The sequence below is a fragment of the Candidatus Nanoarchaeia archaeon genome (genome assembly GCA_035290625.1).
Classification (GTDB): Archaea; Nanobdellota; Nanobdellia; order Woesearchaeales; family DATDTY01; genus DATDTY01.
On the sequence record DATDTY010000055.1, the window covers coordinates 1 to 17296 of the forward strand.

At 48.9% G+C, this 17296-nt stretch carries 20 protein-coding genes; 18 read left to right on the forward strand and 2 right to left on the reverse strand.

Annotated features, from left to right (window positions below):
- From VJB08_05195 to VJB08_05230, 8 genes are all read left to right on the forward strand, one after another.
- A partial coding sequence (locus VJB08_05195) for an Hsp20/alpha crystallin family protein (GenBank protein HLD43349.1) occupies nucleotides 1-365 on the forward strand: 365 nt, incomplete at its 5' end.
- Entirely contained in the window at nucleotides 365-949 is a 585-nt protein-coding gene (locus tag VJB08_05200) for a nucleotide exchange factor GrpE (protein HLD43350.1), read from the forward strand. The genes VJB08_05195 and VJB08_05200, both read left to right, overlap by 1 nt.
- 124 nt (nucleotides 950-1073) lie before the next feature.
- Complete coding sequence (dnaK, locus tag VJB08_05205; GenBank protein HLD43351.1) at nucleotides 1074-2954, forward strand: molecular chaperone DnaK; 1881 nt, start codon at nucleotides 1074-1076, stop codon at nucleotides 2952-2954.
- Between the two features lie 132 nt (nucleotides 2955-3086).
- A complete protein-coding gene (locus VJB08_05210) occupies nucleotides 3087-3542 on the forward strand; it encodes a GNAT family N-acetyltransferase (GenBank protein ID HLD43352.1) in 456 nt (151 codons plus the stop codon).
- Nucleotides 3539-3880, forward strand: a complete 342-nt coding sequence (locus tag VJB08_05215; protein ID HLD43353.1) for a DUF3467 domain-containing protein — start codon at nucleotides 3539-3541, stop codon at nucleotides 3878-3880. Before VJB08_05210 ends, VJB08_05215 begins: the two co-directional genes overlap by 4 nt.
- 39 nt (nucleotides 3881-3919) lie before the next feature.
- Nucleotides 3920-5014, forward strand: coding sequence for a molecular chaperone DnaJ (gene dnaJ / locus VJB08_05220; protein HLD43354.1), 1095 nt, complete (start codon nucleotides 3920-3922; stop codon nucleotides 5012-5014).
- 113 nt (nucleotides 5015-5127) lie between these two features.
- Nucleotides 5128-5523, forward strand: a complete 396-nt coding sequence (locus tag VJB08_05225; protein HLD43355.1) for a nucleotidyltransferase domain-containing protein — start codon at nucleotides 5128-5130, stop codon at nucleotides 5521-5523.
- A gap of 356 nt (nucleotides 5524-5879) precedes the next feature.
- Complete coding sequence (locus VJB08_05230) at nucleotides 5880-6212, forward strand: hypothetical protein (GenBank protein HLD43356.1); 333 nt, start codon at nucleotides 5880-5882, stop codon at nucleotides 6210-6212.
- A 190-nt stretch (nucleotides 6213-6402) separates the two neighbouring features.
- On the opposite strand, the gene VJB08_05235 is transcribed toward VJB08_05230, so the two are convergent.
- On the reverse strand, nucleotides 6403-7269 hold the full coding sequence (locus VJB08_05235; protein ID HLD43357.1) for a hypothetical protein: 867 nt from the start codon (nucleotides 7267-7269) through the stop codon (nucleotides 6403-6405).
- A gap of 291 nt (nucleotides 7270-7560) precedes the next feature.
- Between VJB08_05235 and VJB08_05240 the strand changes: the two genes are divergently transcribed.
- The 3 genes from VJB08_05240 to VJB08_05250 are packed head-to-tail and all read left to right on the forward strand — an operon-like array spanning nucleotide 7561 to nucleotide 10375.
- Entirely contained in the window at nucleotides 7561-8712 is a 1152-nt protein-coding gene (locus tag VJB08_05240; GenBank protein ID HLD43358.1) for an NAD(P) transhydrogenase subunit alpha, read from the forward strand.
- On the forward strand, nucleotides 8709-8990 hold the full coding sequence (locus VJB08_05245; protein ID HLD43359.1) for an NAD(P) transhydrogenase subunit alpha: 282 nt from the start codon (nucleotides 8709-8711) through the stop codon (nucleotides 8988-8990). The genes VJB08_05240 and VJB08_05245 overlap by 4 nt, the downstream gene beginning before the upstream one ends.
- Nucleotides 8991-8995: 5 nt before the next feature.
- Nucleotides 8996-10375 carry an NAD(P)(+) transhydrogenase (Re/Si-specific) subunit beta gene (locus tag VJB08_05250; protein ID HLD43360.1) on the forward strand — a complete coding sequence of 460 codons (1380 nt, stop codon included), beginning with the start codon at nucleotides 8996-8998 and terminating at the stop codon, nucleotides 10373-10375.
- Between the two features lie 72 nt (nucleotides 10376-10447).
- On the opposite strand, the gene VJB08_05255 is transcribed toward VJB08_05250, so the two are convergent.
- Nucleotides 10448-11602 carry a hypothetical protein gene (locus tag VJB08_05255; GenBank protein ID HLD43361.1) on the reverse strand — a complete coding sequence of 385 codons (1155 nt, stop codon included), beginning with the start codon at nucleotides 11600-11602 and terminating at the stop codon, nucleotides 10448-10450.
- A gap of 45 nt (nucleotides 11603-11647) precedes the next feature.
- Between VJB08_05255 and VJB08_05260 the strand changes: the two genes are divergently transcribed.
- The 7 genes from VJB08_05260 to VJB08_05290 form a co-directional block, all read left to right on the forward strand.
- Nucleotides 11648-12001: a hypothetical protein gene (locus VJB08_05260; protein HLD43362.1), complete on the forward strand. Its 354-nt coding sequence runs from the start codon at nucleotides 11648-11650 to the stop codon at nucleotides 11999-12001.
- Nucleotides 12002-12014: 13 nt separating this feature from the next.
- Nucleotides 12015-13811 (forward strand): V-type ATP synthase subunit I, encoded by a 1797-nt coding sequence (locus tag VJB08_05265; GenBank protein HLD43363.1) that lies wholly within the window; start codon nucleotides 12015-12017, stop codon nucleotides 13809-13811.
- Between the two features lie 125 nt (nucleotides 13812-13936).
- Nucleotides 13937-14164, forward strand: a complete 228-nt coding sequence (locus VJB08_05270; GenBank protein ID HLD43364.1) for a V-type ATP synthase subunit K — start codon at nucleotides 13937-13939, stop codon at nucleotides 14162-14164.
- Nucleotides 14161-14712, forward strand: a complete 552-nt coding sequence (locus VJB08_05275; protein ID HLD43365.1) for a V-type ATP synthase subunit E family protein — start codon at nucleotides 14161-14163, stop codon at nucleotides 14710-14712. Before VJB08_05270 ends, VJB08_05275 begins: the two co-directional genes overlap by 4 nt.
- Nucleotides 14709-15728, forward strand: a complete 1020-nt coding sequence (locus VJB08_05280; protein HLD43366.1) for a V-type ATPase subunit — start codon at nucleotides 14709-14711, stop codon at nucleotides 15726-15728. The genes VJB08_05275 and VJB08_05280 overlap by 4 nt, the downstream gene beginning before the upstream one ends.
- A gap of 85 nt (nucleotides 15729-15813) precedes the next feature.
- Complete coding sequence (locus VJB08_05285) at nucleotides 15814-16143, forward strand: V-type ATP synthase subunit F (GenBank protein HLD43367.1); 330 nt, start codon at nucleotides 15814-15816, stop codon at nucleotides 16141-16143.
- A gap of 76 nt (nucleotides 16144-16219) precedes the next feature.
- The coding region (locus tag VJB08_05290) for a V-type ATP synthase subunit A (GenBank protein HLD43368.1) at nucleotides 16220-17296 on the forward strand (1077 nt) is incomplete at its 3' end.

A 17296-nucleotide genomic window follows, 5' to 3' on the forward strand; every position in this document is an offset into this window, starting at 1 on the left:
AGAGCCACAAGGGCAATGAATTGCAATGGAGCAGTTTCAGGTCTCCTGTGTCTGATCTGAAGGAGACAGAAAAAGGCATTGTAGCTTCGATTGAGCTGCCAGGGGTTGATAAAGATGGCATTGAGCTCAATGTGACTGATACCAGCATTGAGGTTAAGGCTGAAAACAGGATAGAGAAGAAGCATGAGAAAGAAGGCTTTTCAAGCTACGAAAGCAGGATGTCAAGATTCTGTAGAAGAATCCCCCTCCCTAGCGAGATCGATGCAAGCCAGGCAAAAGCATCCTTCAAGAACAGCATCCTCAGGATCGAGGCTCCGAAGATGAAGCAGCTCGAACAGAAAAAGAAAAGGATTGAGATTGAGTGATGATAAAAGCAAAAGGTTCAGCGAAGCCCCAAGAGGATAAGGAGTATAGCGGTGGGGGTACAAAAGAGGATACTCGGGAGGAGAAGCCCGTGCCTACCCCTCTTACAGAAAAAGACCAAGAAAAAGACCAGAGGATAGCTGACCTTACAGAATCCCTCCAGCGCCTCCAGGCAGAGTTTGAGAACTTCATGAAACGCAATAAAAAAGATGCAGAGCTCTTGCGGAAATACGCTGAGGAGGATTTCATCAGAAAGCTGCTTCCGATCATCGACAGCTTTGAGCATGGCCTGAAGGAATGCAAAGAAGAGACAGAGTTTGCCAAAGGGATGAAGATGATGTACAGCCAGTTCCAGAGATTCCTTAAGCAGTCTGGAGTGGCTCCCATTGAGGCTGCAGGGAAATTTGATCCCCATCTGCATGAGGTGATGCTGCAGCAGGAGTCAGATGAGGAGGGAGGCACAATACTCCAGGAACTGCAGAAAGGGTATAAGATATATGATCATATTTTGCGGCATAGCAAGGTCAAGATAAGCAAAGGAAGGCCTCAAGAAGCCGGCAAAGAAACTGCTCAGAAACAGCAGTGATTCAGCAGTGTAAATTCATAGTATAGGATCAGTGTAAGTTCACAGTGTAAGTCCGTAGTATAAGGCTGATACCACGAAAAAGAGCCGGTAGCACAAAAAGGATCAAAATCAAAACGGAGGAAAAATGGCAAAAGAAAAAATCTTAGGCATTGATTTGGGAACAAGCAATTCAGCTGCGTCTGTATTGCAGGCGGGAAAACCTGTCATTGTCCCAAGCTCAGAGGGAGCTTCCCAGTACGGAAAAGCATTCCCAAGCGTGGTCGCATTCACGAAAGACAGCCAGCTTTTGGTCGGAGAGCCGGCAAAGAGGCAGGCAGTCTCAAATCCGCAGAATACGATTACTGCTGCAAAGCGAAAGATGGGGACGAATTTCAAGTACAATATCAATGGCAAAGACTACACTCCGCAGCAGATCTCTGCATTTATCCTGCAGAAGATCAAGAAGGACGCAGAAGAGTTTGTAGGAGAGCCGCTGAAGAAAGCAGTCATTACAGTTCCAGCATATTTTGATGACAACCAGAGGCAGGCAACCAAGGATGCAGGGACGATTGCCGGCCTTGATGTTGTCAGGATCGTGAACGAGCCTACTGCCGCTGCTCTTGCGTATGGCCTTGACAAAGCAGACAAGGACCTCAAGATCCTTGTGTTTGACTTTGGCGGCGGAACACTGGATGTCACGATTATGGAATTTGGAGAAGGGGTCTTTGAAGTAAAGTCAACATCAGGAGACACGCAGCTTGGCGGAACAGATATGGATGATGCTGTCATCAAAGAGATTGTGAGGGACTTCAAGAGCAAGGAAGGAGTGGATCTCAGCGAGGATGATACAGCAATGCAGCGTTTGAGAGAGGCTGCTGAAAAAGCCAAGATCGAGCTCTCAACAACCATGGAGACTGATATCAACCTGCCCTTCATTACAGCCACAAACAAGGGTCCAAAGCACTTTTCCATGAAGCTTACCCGCGCAAAGCTGGAGCAGTTAGTCGATCCCCTTATCAAGAAGTGCAAAGGCCCGCTCGAGCAGGCAATAAAGGATGCTGGTCTTGCTCCGAATCAGATCAGCAGGATCATCATGGTGGGAGGCCCTACAAGGATGCCTGTGGTCAGGAAATTTATCGAGGACTCTATAGGCAAGAAGGCTGAGCGCGGCGTTGATCCTATGGAATGTGTCGCGCAGGGAGCAGCAATCCAGGGAGGGATCCTTGCAGGAGAGCTGAAGGACATCCTCCTGTTGGATGTGACGCCTCTTACATTAGGCATTGAAACACTCGGAGGCGTAAGAACAGAGCTGATACCGAGGAATTCCACAATTCCTACAAAGAAAAGCCAGATCTTCAGCACAGCCTCTAACAACCAGCCTGCAGTCACGATCCATGTCCTGCAAGGAGAGAGGCCGATGGCTGCAGACAATAAGAGCCTGGGCAGGTTTGACCTGGTTGGGATACCCCCTGCGCCAAGAGGGATCCCCCAGATTGAGGTCACATTTGATATTGACGCGAATGGGATAGTCCATGTCTCTGCAAAGGACCTCGGCACAGGCAAAGAGCAGTCAATCAGGATTACTGCTTCCCAGAAACTGAGCGATGCAGATATAGAGGCAATGCGGAAGCAGGCCGAGTCCCATGCAGAAGAGGACAGGAAGAAGGTCGAGGAGGTCAAGATCGTGAATGACGCAGATACCTTAGTCTATACCTCTGAACAGCTGTTCAAGGACTTTGAAGGCAAAGCAGACGCAGAAAAGCTCAAAGAGGTCAAGGAGGGGATAGAAGAGCTAAAAAAGCTCCTCGATCCTGAGAAAAAAGACGTCAATGCCATCAAAAAGAAGCTTGAAGAGGTCCAGGAAAAGGTTCAGAAGATATCAGTTGAGATGTACCAGAAGGCAGCTGAAGAACAGGCAAAAAAACAGCAGGCTGAAGAAGCTTCCAAAGAGCCTGCCAAAGAGCCTAAAACCTCAAAAAAAGGAAAGGAGAAGGTCGTTGATGCAGAGTACAAAGAGGAAAAATAGAATCCGCACAACAAAGCCCCCATTCCCAAGGTTTAAAAACCCGGGGATAATTCCTTTTTAAAGCAAGATTACATAAAACCTAGCAAGGCTGGGTTTATCCACACCTCTTTTCCCAGCCTTGCTTCCATTCCTATGGTCGCAATCCGAATCGCCAAGCCAGAAGAGATCAGGCATCTTGTGCCTATCTACAAAGCTTCTTACACCGAGCATAACGTCTTTATGAAGAGCGATGAGGAAGTCCGCAATTACATTGAGAACCTCCACGGAACATTCATCATAGCTGAGGAGGACAGCCGTATCGTTGGAGGCCTTTGCATCCAGAAGTCCATAACAGCATCAAACCACATCCTGGCAAAATTCGTGCACTTCGCAGTGGATAAGGAATATCGCAGGAAAGGCATCGGAACCGCCATATTCCGCGCCGCAGAAAAGGCGATCGGAAAAGGCAAGATCGAGCTCTTCGTCTCAGAGAAAGGCCAGGAATTCCTTGAATTCTACAAGAGCCTGGGCTATGAGATAGAGGGAAAGCTTAAAAACCACTTCAGGCCAAATGAATTCTGCTATATATTGGGGAGAACATTGGAATGACAGAGCAAAAAGTCAGCATCAGCATCGTAGACGGGGATTCCTTCTACTGCCACGAGCTGTCCATCAACTTCAACCCAGGCCAGTTTACGCTGGACTTCAAGAATATCAGCCCAAGGGTGGACCAGAGAAACGACGCAGGTCCTACGATCGTCATCAAGCATAATGTTGTGATCACTGATCCCTATCATACAAAGAAGATCTATGAGCTTCTCGGAAAGATGCTTGACCGTTATGAGAAGGAATTCGGGAAGATCCAGGAGCCTGCAGCTTACAAGAAAGCCAAGAAGAAGCAGAATGTAAAGAAGATCGTAACTGACACCCCGGGTTATTTTGGATAAAATGTTTGGACAGGATACTATGTTTGGATAAAATGAAAGATGGCAAGAGACTACTACAAGATTCTTGGTGTGGAGAGAAATGCCTCAAAAGAGGAGATCAAGAAAGCCTACAAGCGGCTTGCCAAGAAATACCATCCAGACCTGAATAAGGAATCTGACGCTGCGGAAAAGTTCAAGGAGATCAACGAGGCTGCTTCTGTTCTTGGAGACCGCCAAAAGCGGGAGCAATACGATCAGTTCGGGGATGCTGACGCGTTCCGCAAGGCAACAGGAGGCCAAGGATTTGATTTCAGGGACTTCGGCTTTCAGAATTTTGATTTCGGCAATTTTGACTTTGGAGATATTTTTGACAGTTTCTTTGGGGGCAGAGAGAGGGGAGAGAACAGGGGCCATGACCTTCTCTATGAGCTTGAGGTCAGCCTGCAGGACATTGCAAAGGAGACAGAAAAGAGCATTGTGTATTCGCATCTGGACACCTGCTCGCATTGCAAAGGCACTGGAGCCCAGTCAGAGAACGCAGTCAAATCGTGCCCAGACTGCCGTGGTTCAGGCATTGTCAGGAGATCGCAAAGAACCCCTTTCGGCATCTTTCAGACCCAGACAACCTGCAGGAAATGCCAAGGCAGAGGAGAGTGGATTGAGGAAGAATGCAGGGTCTGCGACGGAACAGGCGTTGAGAAGCGAACGCGAAAACTCACAGTTACAGTGCCAAAAGGCGCCACAGATGGTATGCGGCTGAGGGTGGAAGGCCATGGAGATGCTGCCCAGAGAGGCGGAAGGCCAGGCGACCTCTACATTGTTATCAGAGAGAAGGAGGACGATAGCTTCAGGCGCCAGGGAGACGACATTGTTCTTGAGTGGAAACTGCCCTTCATCACTGCAGCCCTGGGCGGCGCAATAGATGTCCCGACACTCAGCGGAAAGGCATCACTCAGCATTCCAGCAGGAACCCAGTCAGAGACAGTCTTTCGGATGCAGGGAAAAGGCCTGCCTGGTTCCCATGGCAGCAGGGGAGACCAGCTTGTCAAAGTCCATATCCAGGTGCCAGAAAAGCTCTCAAAAAGGCAGAAAGATCTCTTAAAAGAGTTCGAGAAAGAAGGGCAGAAGGGATTTCTGAAGAGGATGCTGGGATAATCCGATGCTCCATTATTTCTTGCTCAATTCTTAATGGAGAAAATGGGCGATCTCACGATCTCAGAGACTCGTGACAGCAAAACATTTAAACTGCTAGGCATACATATCCTGGTATGGAGATAAAGATAAAAATAATCGGCCTATTGAAACGATTGAACGTTTTTGATAGTGTAAACTTCATCATGCTGTATGGGTCTCATGCAAATGGAAAAAATACCCCAAGGTCAGATATTGACATCTCCATTTCATTGAAGAGCCCAAGAAAAGACAGGCTGCGGGTGAGAATGGCTCTGGCAGGAGAGCTGCCCGATATATATGATATTCAGATATTTGAAGACCTGCCCCTGCAGGTTAAGATGGAAGTATTGAAAGGAAGGCTTATGTACTGTAAAGACAAAGATGATCTTGCCTCGCAGGCAATGCAGTTAAAGAAAGAGTATGAAGACTTCCTGCCAAGGTATAGGTATTACATTACGGGTGTGAGGCATGCAAAAAGGGCGAGTATTTGAGAAATTGAAGGAAATCGAGGAGAATATTGATCTTATTAATCGGGTAAGGCCGATCGACTGAGGGCCCCATCTTAAGAGTTCAGATTAGTATGAGCTAACTTACAATCTGCCGGCTCAGTAGAAAGTCCGGCATCCTTTCTGCGAGCTTCTTTGCAGTAATAACCACTGCTGACAGAGGGTAGGCCCCTTCGGGGGTGTCAGCAATCGCAGATGCGATCGCAAGCGAGCCGGCGGCTAGCGAGCAAGCTCGCCTTGCTCGCTTGCAAGCCACTGCCGACTGACTTTCTACTAAGCCCAATCTGCCGCAATCTGCAAAAACCCAATAATTTATAAATCTCAGGTTCCAGGATGGAGCTATGTGGCCCACCATCATTGCCTTGGTCGTCTTTGTTGTATTCATTACCTGGTACATGATGTATAATGCCCAGCTCCTCCTGAGCCTGGCGATAAACCTGCCGATGCTCTATATTGTCATTGCAAGAGCCTGGGCAGAGCTGGAAGAGAAGCAGAAGTATTACCTCTTTGGGCTGTTCCTTGCAGTGGCAGTCGCTTTCTTCTCCATGGATAGTATTTTTGAGCAGGCAAAAGCCTACAAGATCTGGTTTCCAACGCTTCTTCTCGTGATCACGTTCCTTGCAGCCCAGGCCTTTTATTCCATTGAAAAGTACGCAAAGTTGGCCAGGAAGTAATAACGAAAACCGCACTAATCCCCGGCCTAAAGGTCGGGGTTTTTGATCACGCGGTTTTCGGGACAGGAAAATTGAAAAGCAATTTTCCGTCCCAAAAATCCGAGGATTTTTGTGGATTGAAAATTCGGGCTAAAGCCCGCGTCTTAAACCCCAAATTTTCAATAAAGTAACAAGGAGCTTAACTCCCAGCTTAACGCCCAATCTCTCTCGTAACAGCCCAGTCCAGAAGAACGTCTCCAGCAGAGTTCATGCTGTGCCTGATGCTCTCCTTGTCAAAATCCCTGGATTCCTTCATGGCAACAACCTTTCGGAGAAGCCCGATGACAGTATGGATGCCAAAGACATCCCGATTGTCGCTCCCTTCAATAAGGGCCTTCATCATGTCGATGGAGGCTGAAAGCTCGGCGAAGAACTGCCGCTCTTTTGGCTTGAGGATAATGAGGTGATCCACTAATCGCTCAAGTTCCTTGGAGATCATTGCTATATAGAAGAGGTCAATGCTCAGACAGCGGCTGTTCTTATGGAATGTCAGGTTATCGATGACTGCCTTGTCGATCAGCATCTTCGTGCGGTCAATCTCTTCCTCATAACGATTAATCAGCTCTGCATCGTAGCTCTGCCGCATCACCAGGAGGAGGTTTTTTATCTTCCTCAGCATGGTTTTGAGCAGCTCATCCGGCTCGTTTACAGAAACAGCAGACGTGCACCGGATCGCCTTTTGGTCAAGCTCAACACTCTCCAGGCTGATGAGCTTCTTCTGGTCAAGCACCTTTGAGAAATCCATACCCTTTTCCAGATTGATTTCAAATGAGGCGATGGGATTGATGTAGCTTGCTACAATCAGCTTATGGATGATCCTCTGGTCATCCACAGATACCGACAGCCTGAGATGGACAGGCTTCTTCTCGACAGGCTGCGGATGCAGGGTCAGGCTCCCTTCTTTTGCCTCATCCACCCCCACCTTGGACTTTGACGTTATTCTGTACTTCCTGCACCAGCTGGTAGGAAGGTAGACATAATGCATGTCTCCTGTTCTCTGAACGCTCCGGATGTCCATAGAGAAGGTATTTAGGGGATATTTATAAATATTTGGCTGGTCTAACTCTGGTGAAAATCTCGCTTCGTTCGGGCAGCATCGGTACTCAAAAACGCCTGTGCATTTTTGGTCGCTCCTTCGGAGCAGTTCGCCTTGTGCGTATGTGAGCGAGGAGCGACATATCCCCGAAGGTGGCAACCCCCTTGTCGCTGTGATGCCTTTTGTGCTTAGGCTCACAGGATGGCGCTGCATAGCTTTTCAACGGCACCTCCCTCAGATACATTTATTTAGCCATCGGCATTCCCGCCAGGCATGCTGACTGTCTTTATTCCAAAAGAATCCGAGCCGAGAGTAGCTGCAACCCCGGAGACAGTGGCCCTGATGAGAAAAGCAGGCCTCCAGGTTGTTGTCCAGAAAGCTGCAGGAGAGAGGGCTTTCTTCTCAGACGAGTCCTACAAAAAAGCCGGGGCCAGGATCGGAAAGCCAGGCATGGCAAGAGCGGATATCATTCTTGCTGTACAGCCTCCAAAAAAGCCGCATCCTGGAGCAACAGTGATCTCCTTTCTTCCAGACAGCCAAACCCTCAAAGCCTATCAAAAAAAACGCATTACGCTCCTTTCCATGAATCATATCCCGCGGACCAGCGCAGCGCAGAAGATGGATGCGCTGTCATCCCAGAGCAACATCGCTGGCTACAAAGCCGTCATCCTGGCTGCATCCCATCTGCCAAAAGTATTTCCCTTGATGATGACTGCTGCCGGTACGCTCCAGCCGGCAAAGGTTCTGATTTTGGGCGCAGGCGTTGCAGGCCTGGTGGCTGCCGCAACCTCAAAGCGGCTTGGAGCAGTTGTAGAGGTCTCAGACATACGCAGTGCTGCCAGGGAGCAGGTGGAAAGCCTGGGAGCTTCGTTTATTGGGGTCACCGAAGCAGGCTCTGAGGATTCTTCCGGGTATGCCAAGGAGGCATCAGCAGACTTTGCAAAAAGGCTGGAAGAGGAAATCACCAAACGCCTGCCAAACACAGACGTTGTCATAACAACCGCGCTTGTCCCTGGAAAGAAAGCTCCGATTCTCCTCACCGAAAAGCAGGTGAAGCTCATGAAGCCTGGCTCAGTCATCATAGACCTTGCAGCAGAGCAGGCAGGCAACTGCAGCCTCACAAAGCCAGGAAGGGTCATACATGCAAACAGCGTCACAATCGACGGAACCCTTAATCTGCCTGGCGCAGTTCCAAGGCACGCCTCAGAGATGTATGCAAAGAATGTGTTCAGCCTTCTTGAGGCAATTGCCAGGGATGGAAAAATCTCCATTGACAGGGATGACAGGATTATTGAGGCTGTGCTGGTCATGCACAACGGAATCCTGGAGAGAGAAGTTGGTTCCCTGAACAGAAAGGGGGATAAGGGAAAGGCGGATAAGGCGATTAAGGGGGGGGAAAGAAGGGAACTGAGGGATCAGACATGATCGACCTTGTGCTGCTGACCGCTTTTGTGCTCAGCCTGTTTGTAGGCTATGAGGTCATAACCAAAGTCCCGCCTGTCCTGCATACACCTCTGATGTCTGGAACAAATGCAATATCCGGAATTACCATCATCGGCGCCTTATTGGCTTTGCAGAACTCAAGCCCCACCGCTGCCAATATCCTCGCCTTGATTGCCGTAGCCCTGGCAACCATCAATGTGGTAGGCGGGTTTCTTGTTACAGGAAGGATGCTGAGGTTGTTTAAGAAAAAGGAACATTGAACAAAATGAACATTGAACTCTTGTATTTGATCGCTGCAGTTTTTTTTATTATCGGGATAAAGCAGCTTACGAAGCCAAAGACAGCAAGCCGGGGAAATGCAATCGCTGCCCTTGGCATGCTTGTGGCAGTAATTGCTGCATTGCTCCGGATGCAAAGCGGCGACCCATCAACAGGCGTGCCTGCCGGCATTGGCATCCAATTCATTATTGCAGGCATCCTTGTTGGAGCCGGCATCGGATCGGTGATGGCCTGGGCAGTTGCTATGACTGCAATGCCGCAGCTTGTTGCCATTTTCAACGGGTTTGGAGGAGCTGCCTCGTCTTTGGTCGCCCTCTCTTACTCTATGACGCACACGGTTGAGGGATTTGAGCTCTTCACACTCCTTTTGAGTATCATCATCGGAACTGTAACATTTACAGGAAGCATTGTTGCATTCCTGAAACTCCAGGACATTGCTTCGAAGCCGCTGGTGTTCCGGGGAGCAAAGGCTGTGAACACCCTTCTCGCAGCGCTTCTGGTCATCACTGCTGGAAAGATGATGCTCACAGCAGCCCGCATAGATCTGATCCTGATTCTCCTGGCAACCGCCTTCTTTCTCGGAATCCTGCTGACCACCCCCATTGGCGGAGCTGACATGCCCGTCGTCATTTCATTGCTCAATTCCTATTCCGGGCTTGCTGCTGCAGCAACAGGGTTTGCCATTGGCAATACGGTCTTAATTGTCGGAGGCGCCCTGGTTGGGGCATCGGGACTTATCCTCACAAAGATCATGTGCAAGGCGATGAACCGGTCACTGGCAAATGTCATGTTCGGATCAGGAAAACAAGTTGAAAAGGAACAGGGAGAGTATACTAATGTCAAAGAGGCTTCGCCTGAGGAGGCCAGCCTCCTGTTAGACAATGCAAAATCTGTGATCATTATACCCGGGTATGGCATGGCGGTAAGCCAGGCGCAGTTTGCTGTGCATGAGCTCGCAAGTCTTTTGGAGAAAAAGGGAGCAAAGGTGCGCTATGCAATCCACCCGGTTGCAGGCAGGATGCCGGGCCATATGAATGTTGTGTTAGCTGAGGCCAATGTTCCGTATGACAAGCTCTATGATCTGGATTCCATCAACAGCGAATTCAGGCACACAGACATGGCGATCGTCATCGGAGCCAATGATGTCACCAATCCTGCTGCTACGCAGGAAAAAAGCTCTCCCATCTACGGCATGCCTATCCTGAACGCCCATGAGGCGAAGAGCATTCTTATTATCAAGCGCTCCTTAAGCCCGGGCTTTGCAGGGATAAAAAACTCTCTGTTTGAATACCCGAACGCGCAGATGGTGTTTGGAGACGCAAAGAAGGTCATGCATTCTATTATTCAAGAGCTGAAAGAGATTTAGGAAAACTGGTGATTAGGAGGAGGGGCTTATCAGTCAGCTTCGGGTAAACTCATCTTGCTGCTCCAGCTTGAATTAAATAAACCTTTGCAGAAAATGAATATCGCCTTCTGTCCTATCTATTAAATTGCTCATTCTAGGATTTGGATGGCTGCTATAATATCCTAAAAGATTGTTGTAACATTCAATAGCTGCCCTTGCCCAACTCTTGTTATGGGTAATCCTGCTGAGTGCCTTAGCTGCATTTCCCGCAAAGCTATACGCATGTGCTGAATGTTTTGGATCAGTATCTCTTGTCATATCAGCAGAGGTTTTGGTTGCAAGATACCAGTTCTCAGCCCACGATAAGTCTGCTGTTATTTCGAATAAGGCTTTAGCTGCATTTCCCGCAAAGCTATACGCATGTGCTGAATGCGCAGGTTCTGAAGTTCTTGTTATATCAGCAGAGGTTTTATAAGAGGTGTACCATTTCTCAGCCCAGGATATATCTTTTCTTTGTTCGAAGAGGGCTTTAGCTGCATTTCCTGCAAAGCCATACGAATGTGCTGAATGTTTTGGATCAGTATCTCTTGTCATATCAGCAGAGGTTTTGGTTGCAAGGTACCATTTCTCAGCCCAGGATATATCTTTTCTTTGTTCGAAGAGGGCTTTAGCTGCATTTCCTGCATATGCTAAAAGATGAGATTCTAAGCTGATTAAATTATTCTCTGAACGATCAGCTTCTGCGCCATCTCTTAACCTCTTAACTCCCTCCATGTTAAATGAGTAGAGTTTAAACAAGAGATCATCTAAGGTATGAGAAGACTGCATGACGTGGTGTGCAACTTTAGTCAGCCGTTTGATAAAACTAATATCCTTGCCTGAAACCGATTCTGTCTTATGTAAATATTCTACAACCAGGCCAGCGCATCTTTTTCCGCTCTGTTCTGATAGGCAGTCGTAATTATCCAGGAGGAGCCCATCCTCTAATTCTCGTTCAATGCCGATTAATTCTTCTAAACCCTCCACAGATGGGGGGTTCTTGCTGCATTTTATAAGTATTGCTGATATGGCAGGGCTCAGTAGAAAGTCCGGCATCCCTTCTGCGAGCTTCTTCAGCCTCATAAGAAGTGCTGACAGAGGGTAGGCCCCTTCGGGGGTGTCAGCAATCGCAGATACCGTCACAAGCGAGCCTGATGCCGATTGACTTTCTACTGAGCCAGGGTGAACCGCAACGCATATATATCCCATATTTGGTATCTATAGAGTCTTTAGCATGGCTTTAAAAGGCGGCAAGTGATTGCAATAGCAATAGAAGACACAATGGAACAGATACTAAAAGAGATAAAGGATACAGAAGAGCAGCTCCGAAAGTTGAGGGAGCAGACTGATGCTGAAGTAGCAAAAATTCTGGAGAAGGGAAAATCTGATGCAGAGAAGCTCGTCGAGAAGGCCAAAGAGGAGTTGGCAGCCCAGCTCAGGGAAAAGCTGGCCCAGCACGAAAATCAGGCTCAGGAGATGAAGCAGAAGATTCTCAAATCCGGCGAGCAGGATATCAAACAGGTCAGCCAGAAGGCAAATAAAGAGAGGGCAGTGCAGAGAATCCTTGAGTTGTTTGAAGCCCACCTCCAGGATAAGGGCAGCAAATGATTGAAAAGATGACATGATTGAAAAGATGGTAAAGGTGAATATTGTAGGTCCAAAAAAGAGGCTTGAGAGTGTAGTGAGCTCTCTCCACAGGCTGAAGGTGCTGCATATCACCGAACATAAGAAGAGTGATGAGTTGGATATCGGCTCTCCGTCAAAAAAAGCTGAAAAGATTTCCCGAATGCTTGTTGAAGTCAGCGCCCTTGTCGCCAGCCTCAGGCTGGAGGCAAGCTGCAGGCCGGAAGCTCTTGGTGATGGAGCGTCTATCAGAAAAAAGCTAAAGGAGATCACAAAGCACGTTGTGCGGCAGCAGGAGGAGCTTAAGGCCCTCAATGAAAGGCTGGCATCAGCCCGCTCATCCGGGGAGAAGATGCTTCCCTTTGCAGGCCTGAGCACTCCATTTGAGTATTATGGAGGATATGAGTGTCTTGTCTCTTTTGCTGGCAGGGCAAAGGATATCCCTGGCCTCAAACATGAACTTCATGGCAACACCATGATGGAACATGCCAAAGATACGCTCCTGCTCTTTGCAGATAAAGCCTCAGAAGAAGTATGCAGGACTGCGCTGAAGAAGCATAGTTTTCAGGCGCTTGGCTATGATCCTTCATGGAAGCATAGCCCAAAGCAGGCGATAAGGGATCTTGAAGCAGAAGAGAAAGGCATTCAGGCAAGAATTGCCAGGATCCAAAGCTCCCTCAACCAGGTCGCTGAAAAATCCGGAAACTTTCTTTTGGCTCTCCAGGCTGCCTTGAAGAAGGAGTTGGAGAAGGCTGAGGCTCCTCTCAAAATGGGATCTACAGAGTCTGCTTTTTTCCTCAGCGGCTGGCTTCCTCAGGCAAGGAAAGAAGAAGTGGAGAAAGCCCTGGCAAAGGAAACCATCCATGTCGTGATCAATGAGCCCGGCAAAAAAGACACGGTTCCTGTTAAGCTTAGGAACAGCAAGACGACCCAGCCCTTTGAGTTTTTTATGGACCTCTATAGCCTTCCCAGCTACAGGGAGCTTGACCCCACGCTGTTCCTGGCCCTCACCTTCCCGCTCTTCTTTGGGTTTATTGTTGGTGACATAGGCTATGGCCTTGCAGGCCTTTTGATAGCATGGTATATTTCAAAAAAGATTCCCGGCACAAAAGGATTCATGAAGATCATTATGGTTTCCTCCCTCATGTCGCTCCTCTTCGGAGTCTTTTTTGGAGAGTTCTTTGGCGAGGAAGAGATTATGGGAATTGCCATGCCCCACGTCCTGAGCCGGGCGCATCAGATGCAGGAGCTCCTTTACCTGGCCATCGCCATAGGGATTATCCATATCAATGCTGCTCTGCTCATCGGATTCTTCAATGAAAAGAGCCACGGCATTAGCCATGCAATCTTCGCAAAGATCTCATGGATCATTCTGCAGATTGGGGTTGCCGTCATTGCACTAGACTTGATGGGCATCATTTCTTCTTCCTACCTTGGATACTTCATCATCGGAATTGCAGTTCTCATGCTTGTCAAAGGCGAAGGCATCAATGGCATCATCGAGCTTCCCGGCATCTTCTCCAATATACTCTCCTATGCAAGGCTTATGGCAATCGGGCTTTCTTCAGTAAGCATTGCTCTTGTTATCAATGAGTTTGCGGCAAAATGGATCGAGGCAGGAGGCCTTCTCGCGATAGGAGCAGTGCTTCTCCTGGTCATTGGCCACGGCGTGAACCTCGCTTTAGGCTACCTGGGCGGATTTCTCCATAGCTTAAGGCTGCACTATGTCGAGTTTTTCACAAAGTTTTTTCACGGCGGAGGGATTGCCTACAGGGCATTCGGGGAGCATAAATGAAGCAGTTGCAGAGGCAGGCAGGGGAGTTTAAAGCTAGGTAAAAAGCAGACTATGACGGACTATCAAACACATCTGCTGAGATTCATCTATCAAAGTTCATAATTCATAAAACACGGAGGTAAAAAATGGAAGACATAAACACAGGGTTGATTGCGATCGGAGCAGCAATTGCGATCGGATCAAGCGCATTCGCAGCAGCTGTTGCAGAGAAGCAGATCGGCGCTGCAGCAGTCGGCGCCATGGCAGAGAAAGAGGAATTGTTCGGAAAAGGGCTTATCCTGACCGTCATTCCCGAAACGCTCGTGATATTCGGCCTGGTCATTGCAATACTGATCCTTGGAATGGCGCAATGAGTCTCCAGCACGTGAAAGAAGAGATATGGAAAGAGGGCCAGAATGAGGCTCGCCGCAGGCTCCAGGCTGCAAAGCATGAAGCAGATGCTATGCATGCAAAGGCTGAGCAGGCTGTCAGGCAGCTCAGGGAAGAATATGCGAAAAAAGCCAGGCAGCTCAGGGAAGAGATAGAGAGGAGGGAAGTTGCAGCAGCCCGGCTTGAGGCGCGAGCAAGGCTTCTTCAGTTCAAAAAAGACAGTATTGACGACGCTTTCCAAAAGGCTGCTGAGAAGCTGAGGCTGCTTCCAGAAGCGAAGAGGAAAGAGTACCTTGGAAAACTCTTTGAGGCTGCAGGACCCATAGAAATCAAAGAGATTTCCTGCAGCAGCCGCGACAAGCACTTTTTCAAAGCCGGGAATATCCGGGAAGCTGCCATGCTTGGCGGCTTTATCGCCAAGAGCAAGGACGGAAGCTATCAATTGGATTTTTCCTTTGAGAGTCTGCTGCAGACAGTCAAAGAGCAGCACCTCGCAGAGATTGCTGATGCAGTCTTTGGAGGATCACGATGAAACTCTCCTCAGTATATCCCTACACCTACGGCCGAGTCGCAGCCATGCGCTCAGAGCTCTTGCCATCCGACCGCTACAGCCAGATGCTGAAGATGAGCCTCTCTGAGCTTACCCAGTTTCTGCAAGGGACTACATACAAGACCGAAGTGGACACCCATGCGCTGCATAGCCATGGCGCAGCCCTGATTGATGTTGCTGTCCAGGACCATCTGGGGAAGGTGGCAGCAAAGCTCAGGAGAATCTCTGAGGAAGGCCTCAGGCAGGTGATCGATGCGTATCTCCAGCGCAGGGAAAGCCATAACGCCAAAACGCTCATCAGGGGCATGATTGCAAGATTCCCATTTGACCGCATACGGCTCCATCTGATGGAAGGCTCAACAGCCATCGAGAAGTATAAAGAGAGGTATGAAAAGGGTTCTGTGGATTCCGTCATCTCCTCCCTTCAGTTCATAAGAAATCCAGCCAGGATGATCGCTGAATTCGCTCAGACAAAAGACTTGTTCAGGCTTGAGGCCAGGATTGATGAGGCATACTACCAGTATATGCTCGGCTTTGCCCGGAATCTCCCTGTTCAGGGAGATGTCATGAGGCAGTTCATTATGGAAGAGGTGCGTTTCAAGAATCTTATGACTGTGCTGAGGATGAGACGGGCAGGGGTTCCTTCAGAGCAAATCCAGACATGGCTTTACTTCCCAAATCCTGCAGAGGCACACTACTTCAGCAGGCTTCTTGCCTATCCGGAAACAAGGAATGCGCAGATGGCATTCAAGGACAAAGTGGCTGACAGAGACGTCAAAAAGGCATTGGAGCTGGATTCAGTGTCTGCAGTTGAGATTGCATTGATGAAATACCTCCTCAGGAGAATGGCCAGAAGGACGCACCAGAATCCGCTAAGCGTTGATGTGATCCTGAGTTATCTTTTCGCTGTCGAGATCGAAGCGAGAAACCTGAAGATACTTGCAAAAGCAAAAGAGGCAGGCCTTCCGGAAGCAAGGGTGCAGGAGCTGTTGATATGAGGATTGTTGGCATAAGCTATTGAGGATTGCTGAGGAGCTGCTATTGGCATGAGGGCATGAGGAAATAGGATGGAGATCGCATAAGATGGAGATCGCAGTTGCAGGCAGAAAGGATTTCATCCTTGGATTTAGCCTGGCAGGAGTCCTGAATACAGTAGAGCTTAGCAAAGACCAGATGAAAGATATCCGGGAGATGCTCAAGGACCGCAGCCTCGGGATCCTGGTATTGGAAGAGGAAGCTATTGCTGGCCTCTCTGAGGCTGATAAGGAGAAGATCGAGCGGTCCGTGCAGCCTGTTGCGATTAGCCTGTCAAAAGGCGCAGGCAATGAAGCCCTGAGGGAGATTATTATAAAGTCCATAGGGGTGGATTTGTGGGGAAAAGATGAGGTAGGAAAAGATGAGGCAGAAAGATGAAGTGTGATCAGTGTTGTCAGTGGGAGCAAGTGGCAGAATCAAGGCGTAAAAAACCAGATCACAAGAGGGATTTGCAATGAAAGGGATACTCCGCAGGATTGCCGGGCCTGTTGTCGTGGCGAGCCAGGTTGAAGCGAGGATGTTTGATATTGTCAGGGTGGGAAAAGAGCGGCTGATGGGCGAAGTCATCCAGCTTGACGGCCCGGATACTGTTATCCAGGTCTATGAAGATACCTCCGGGCTTAGGCCTGGAGAGCCTGTTGAGAACACGGGGCTTCCCTTGTCTGTTGAGCTCGGGCCGGGTCTCCTGACATCGATTTATGACGGCATTCAAAGGCCCCTGCCTGTGCTGATCAAGGAGATGGGAGACTTCATCAGAAGAGGCGTTGATGCTCCGGGGCTGGATCCAAAGAGGAAATGGCAGTTCAAGGCAACAGCAAAGAAAGGCCAGAAAGTCAGGCCTGGCGATGTTCTCGGAGAGGTGGAAGAGACCCCGGGCATCATCCACAGGATCCTTGTCCCTCCTGATAAAGAGGGCACATTGACAGACATCAGGTCAGGGCTGTTCACAGTCAAGGATGCGGTCGGAAATCTGGACGGAAAGACTGATCTTTTTCTTATGCACAAATGGCCGGTAAGAAAGCCAAGGCCTGTTGCAAAGAAGCTTCCGCCCAATATGCCATTAGTCACAGGCCAGCGCATCTTTGACGCGTTGTTTCCTGTTGCCAAAGGAGGCGTTGCAGCAATCCCGGGGCCATTCGGAGCAGGCAAAACCGTCACCCAGCAGCAGCTCGCAAAATGGTGCGACGCAGACATCATTGTCTATATCGGATGCGGTGAAAGAGGCAATGAGATGACAGAAGTCCTTACAGAATTCCCTCACCTCAAAGACCCAAAGACAGGAAAGCCATTGATGAATAGGACGGTGTTGATTGCAAACACCTCCAACATGCCGGTTGCTGCAAGAGAGGCGTCAGTCTACACAGGGATTACCATCGCTGAATACTACAGAGACATGGGCTACTCAGTTGCATTGATGGCTGACTCAACATCGCGATGGGCAGAAGCCATGCGTGAGATCTCCTCAAGGCTGGAGGAAATGCCAGGCGAGGAAGGATATCCTGCATATTTGTCAACAAGGCTTTCAGAATTC

What these genes read in the sequence shown, in the direction of transcription:
- VJB08_05265 (HLD43363.1), top strand. Translation starts at nt 12,015, where the DNA reads ATGATTGAAAAGATGGTAAAGGTGAATATTGTAGGTCCAAAAAAGAGG.
- VJB08_05230 (HLD43356.1), top strand. Translation starts at nt 5,880, where the DNA reads ATGTGGCCCACCATCATTGCCTTGGTCGTCTTTGTTGTATTCATTACC.
- VJB08_05235 (HLD43357.1), bottom strand. Translation starts at nt 7,269, where the DNA reads ATGGACATCCGGAGCGTTCAGAGAACAGGAGACATGCATTATGTCTAC.
- VJB08_05270 (HLD43364.1), top strand. Translation starts at nt 13,937, where the DNA reads ATGGAAGACATAAACACAGGGTTGATTGCGATCGGAGCAGCAATTGCG.
- VJB08_05215 (HLD43353.1), top strand. Translation starts at nt 3,539, where the DNA reads ATGACAGAGCAAAAAGTCAGCATCAGCATCGTAGACGGGGATTCCTTC.
- VJB08_05255 (HLD43361.1), bottom strand. Translation starts at nt 11,602, where the DNA reads ATGGGATATATATGCGTTGCGGTTCACCCTGGCTCAGTAGAAAGTCAA.
- VJB08_05210 (HLD43352.1), top strand. Translation starts at nt 3,087, where the DNA reads ATGGTCGCAATCCGAATCGCCAAGCCAGAAGAGATCAGGCATCTTGTG.
- VJB08_05245 (HLD43359.1), top strand. Translation starts at nt 8,709, where the DNA reads ATGATCGACCTTGTGCTGCTGACCGCTTTTGTGCTCAGCCTGTTTGTA.
- VJB08_05280 (HLD43366.1), top strand. Translation starts at nt 14,709, where the DNA reads ATGAAACTCTCCTCAGTATATCCCTACACCTACGGCCGAGTCGCAGCC.
- VJB08_05285 (HLD43367.1), top strand. Translation starts at nt 15,814, where the DNA reads ATGGAGATCGCAGTTGCAGGCAGAAAGGATTTCATCCTTGGATTTAGC.
- VJB08_05225 (HLD43355.1), top strand. Translation starts at nt 5,128, where the DNA reads ATGGAGATAAAGATAAAAATAATCGGCCTATTGAAACGATTGAACGTT.
- dnaK (HLD43351.1), top strand. Translation starts at nt 1,074, where the DNA reads ATGGCAAAAGAAAAAATCTTAGGCATTGATTTGGGAACAAGCAATTCA.
- VJB08_05240 (HLD43358.1), top strand. Translation starts at nt 7,561, where the DNA reads ATGCTGACTGTCTTTATTCCAAAAGAATCCGAGCCGAGAGTAGCTGCA.
- VJB08_05275 (HLD43365.1), top strand. Translation starts at nt 14,161, where the DNA reads ATGAGTCTCCAGCACGTGAAAGAAGAGATATGGAAAGAGGGCCAGAAT.
- dnaJ (HLD43354.1), top strand. Translation starts at nt 3,920, where the DNA reads ATGGCAAGAGACTACTACAAGATTCTTGGTGTGGAGAGAAATGCCTCA.
- VJB08_05250 (HLD43360.1), top strand. Translation starts at nt 8,996, where the DNA reads ATGAACATTGAACTCTTGTATTTGATCGCTGCAGTTTTTTTTATTATC.
- VJB08_05200 (HLD43350.1), top strand. Translation starts at nt 365, where the DNA reads ATGATAAAAGCAAAAGGTTCAGCGAAGCCCCAAGAGGATAAGGAGTAT.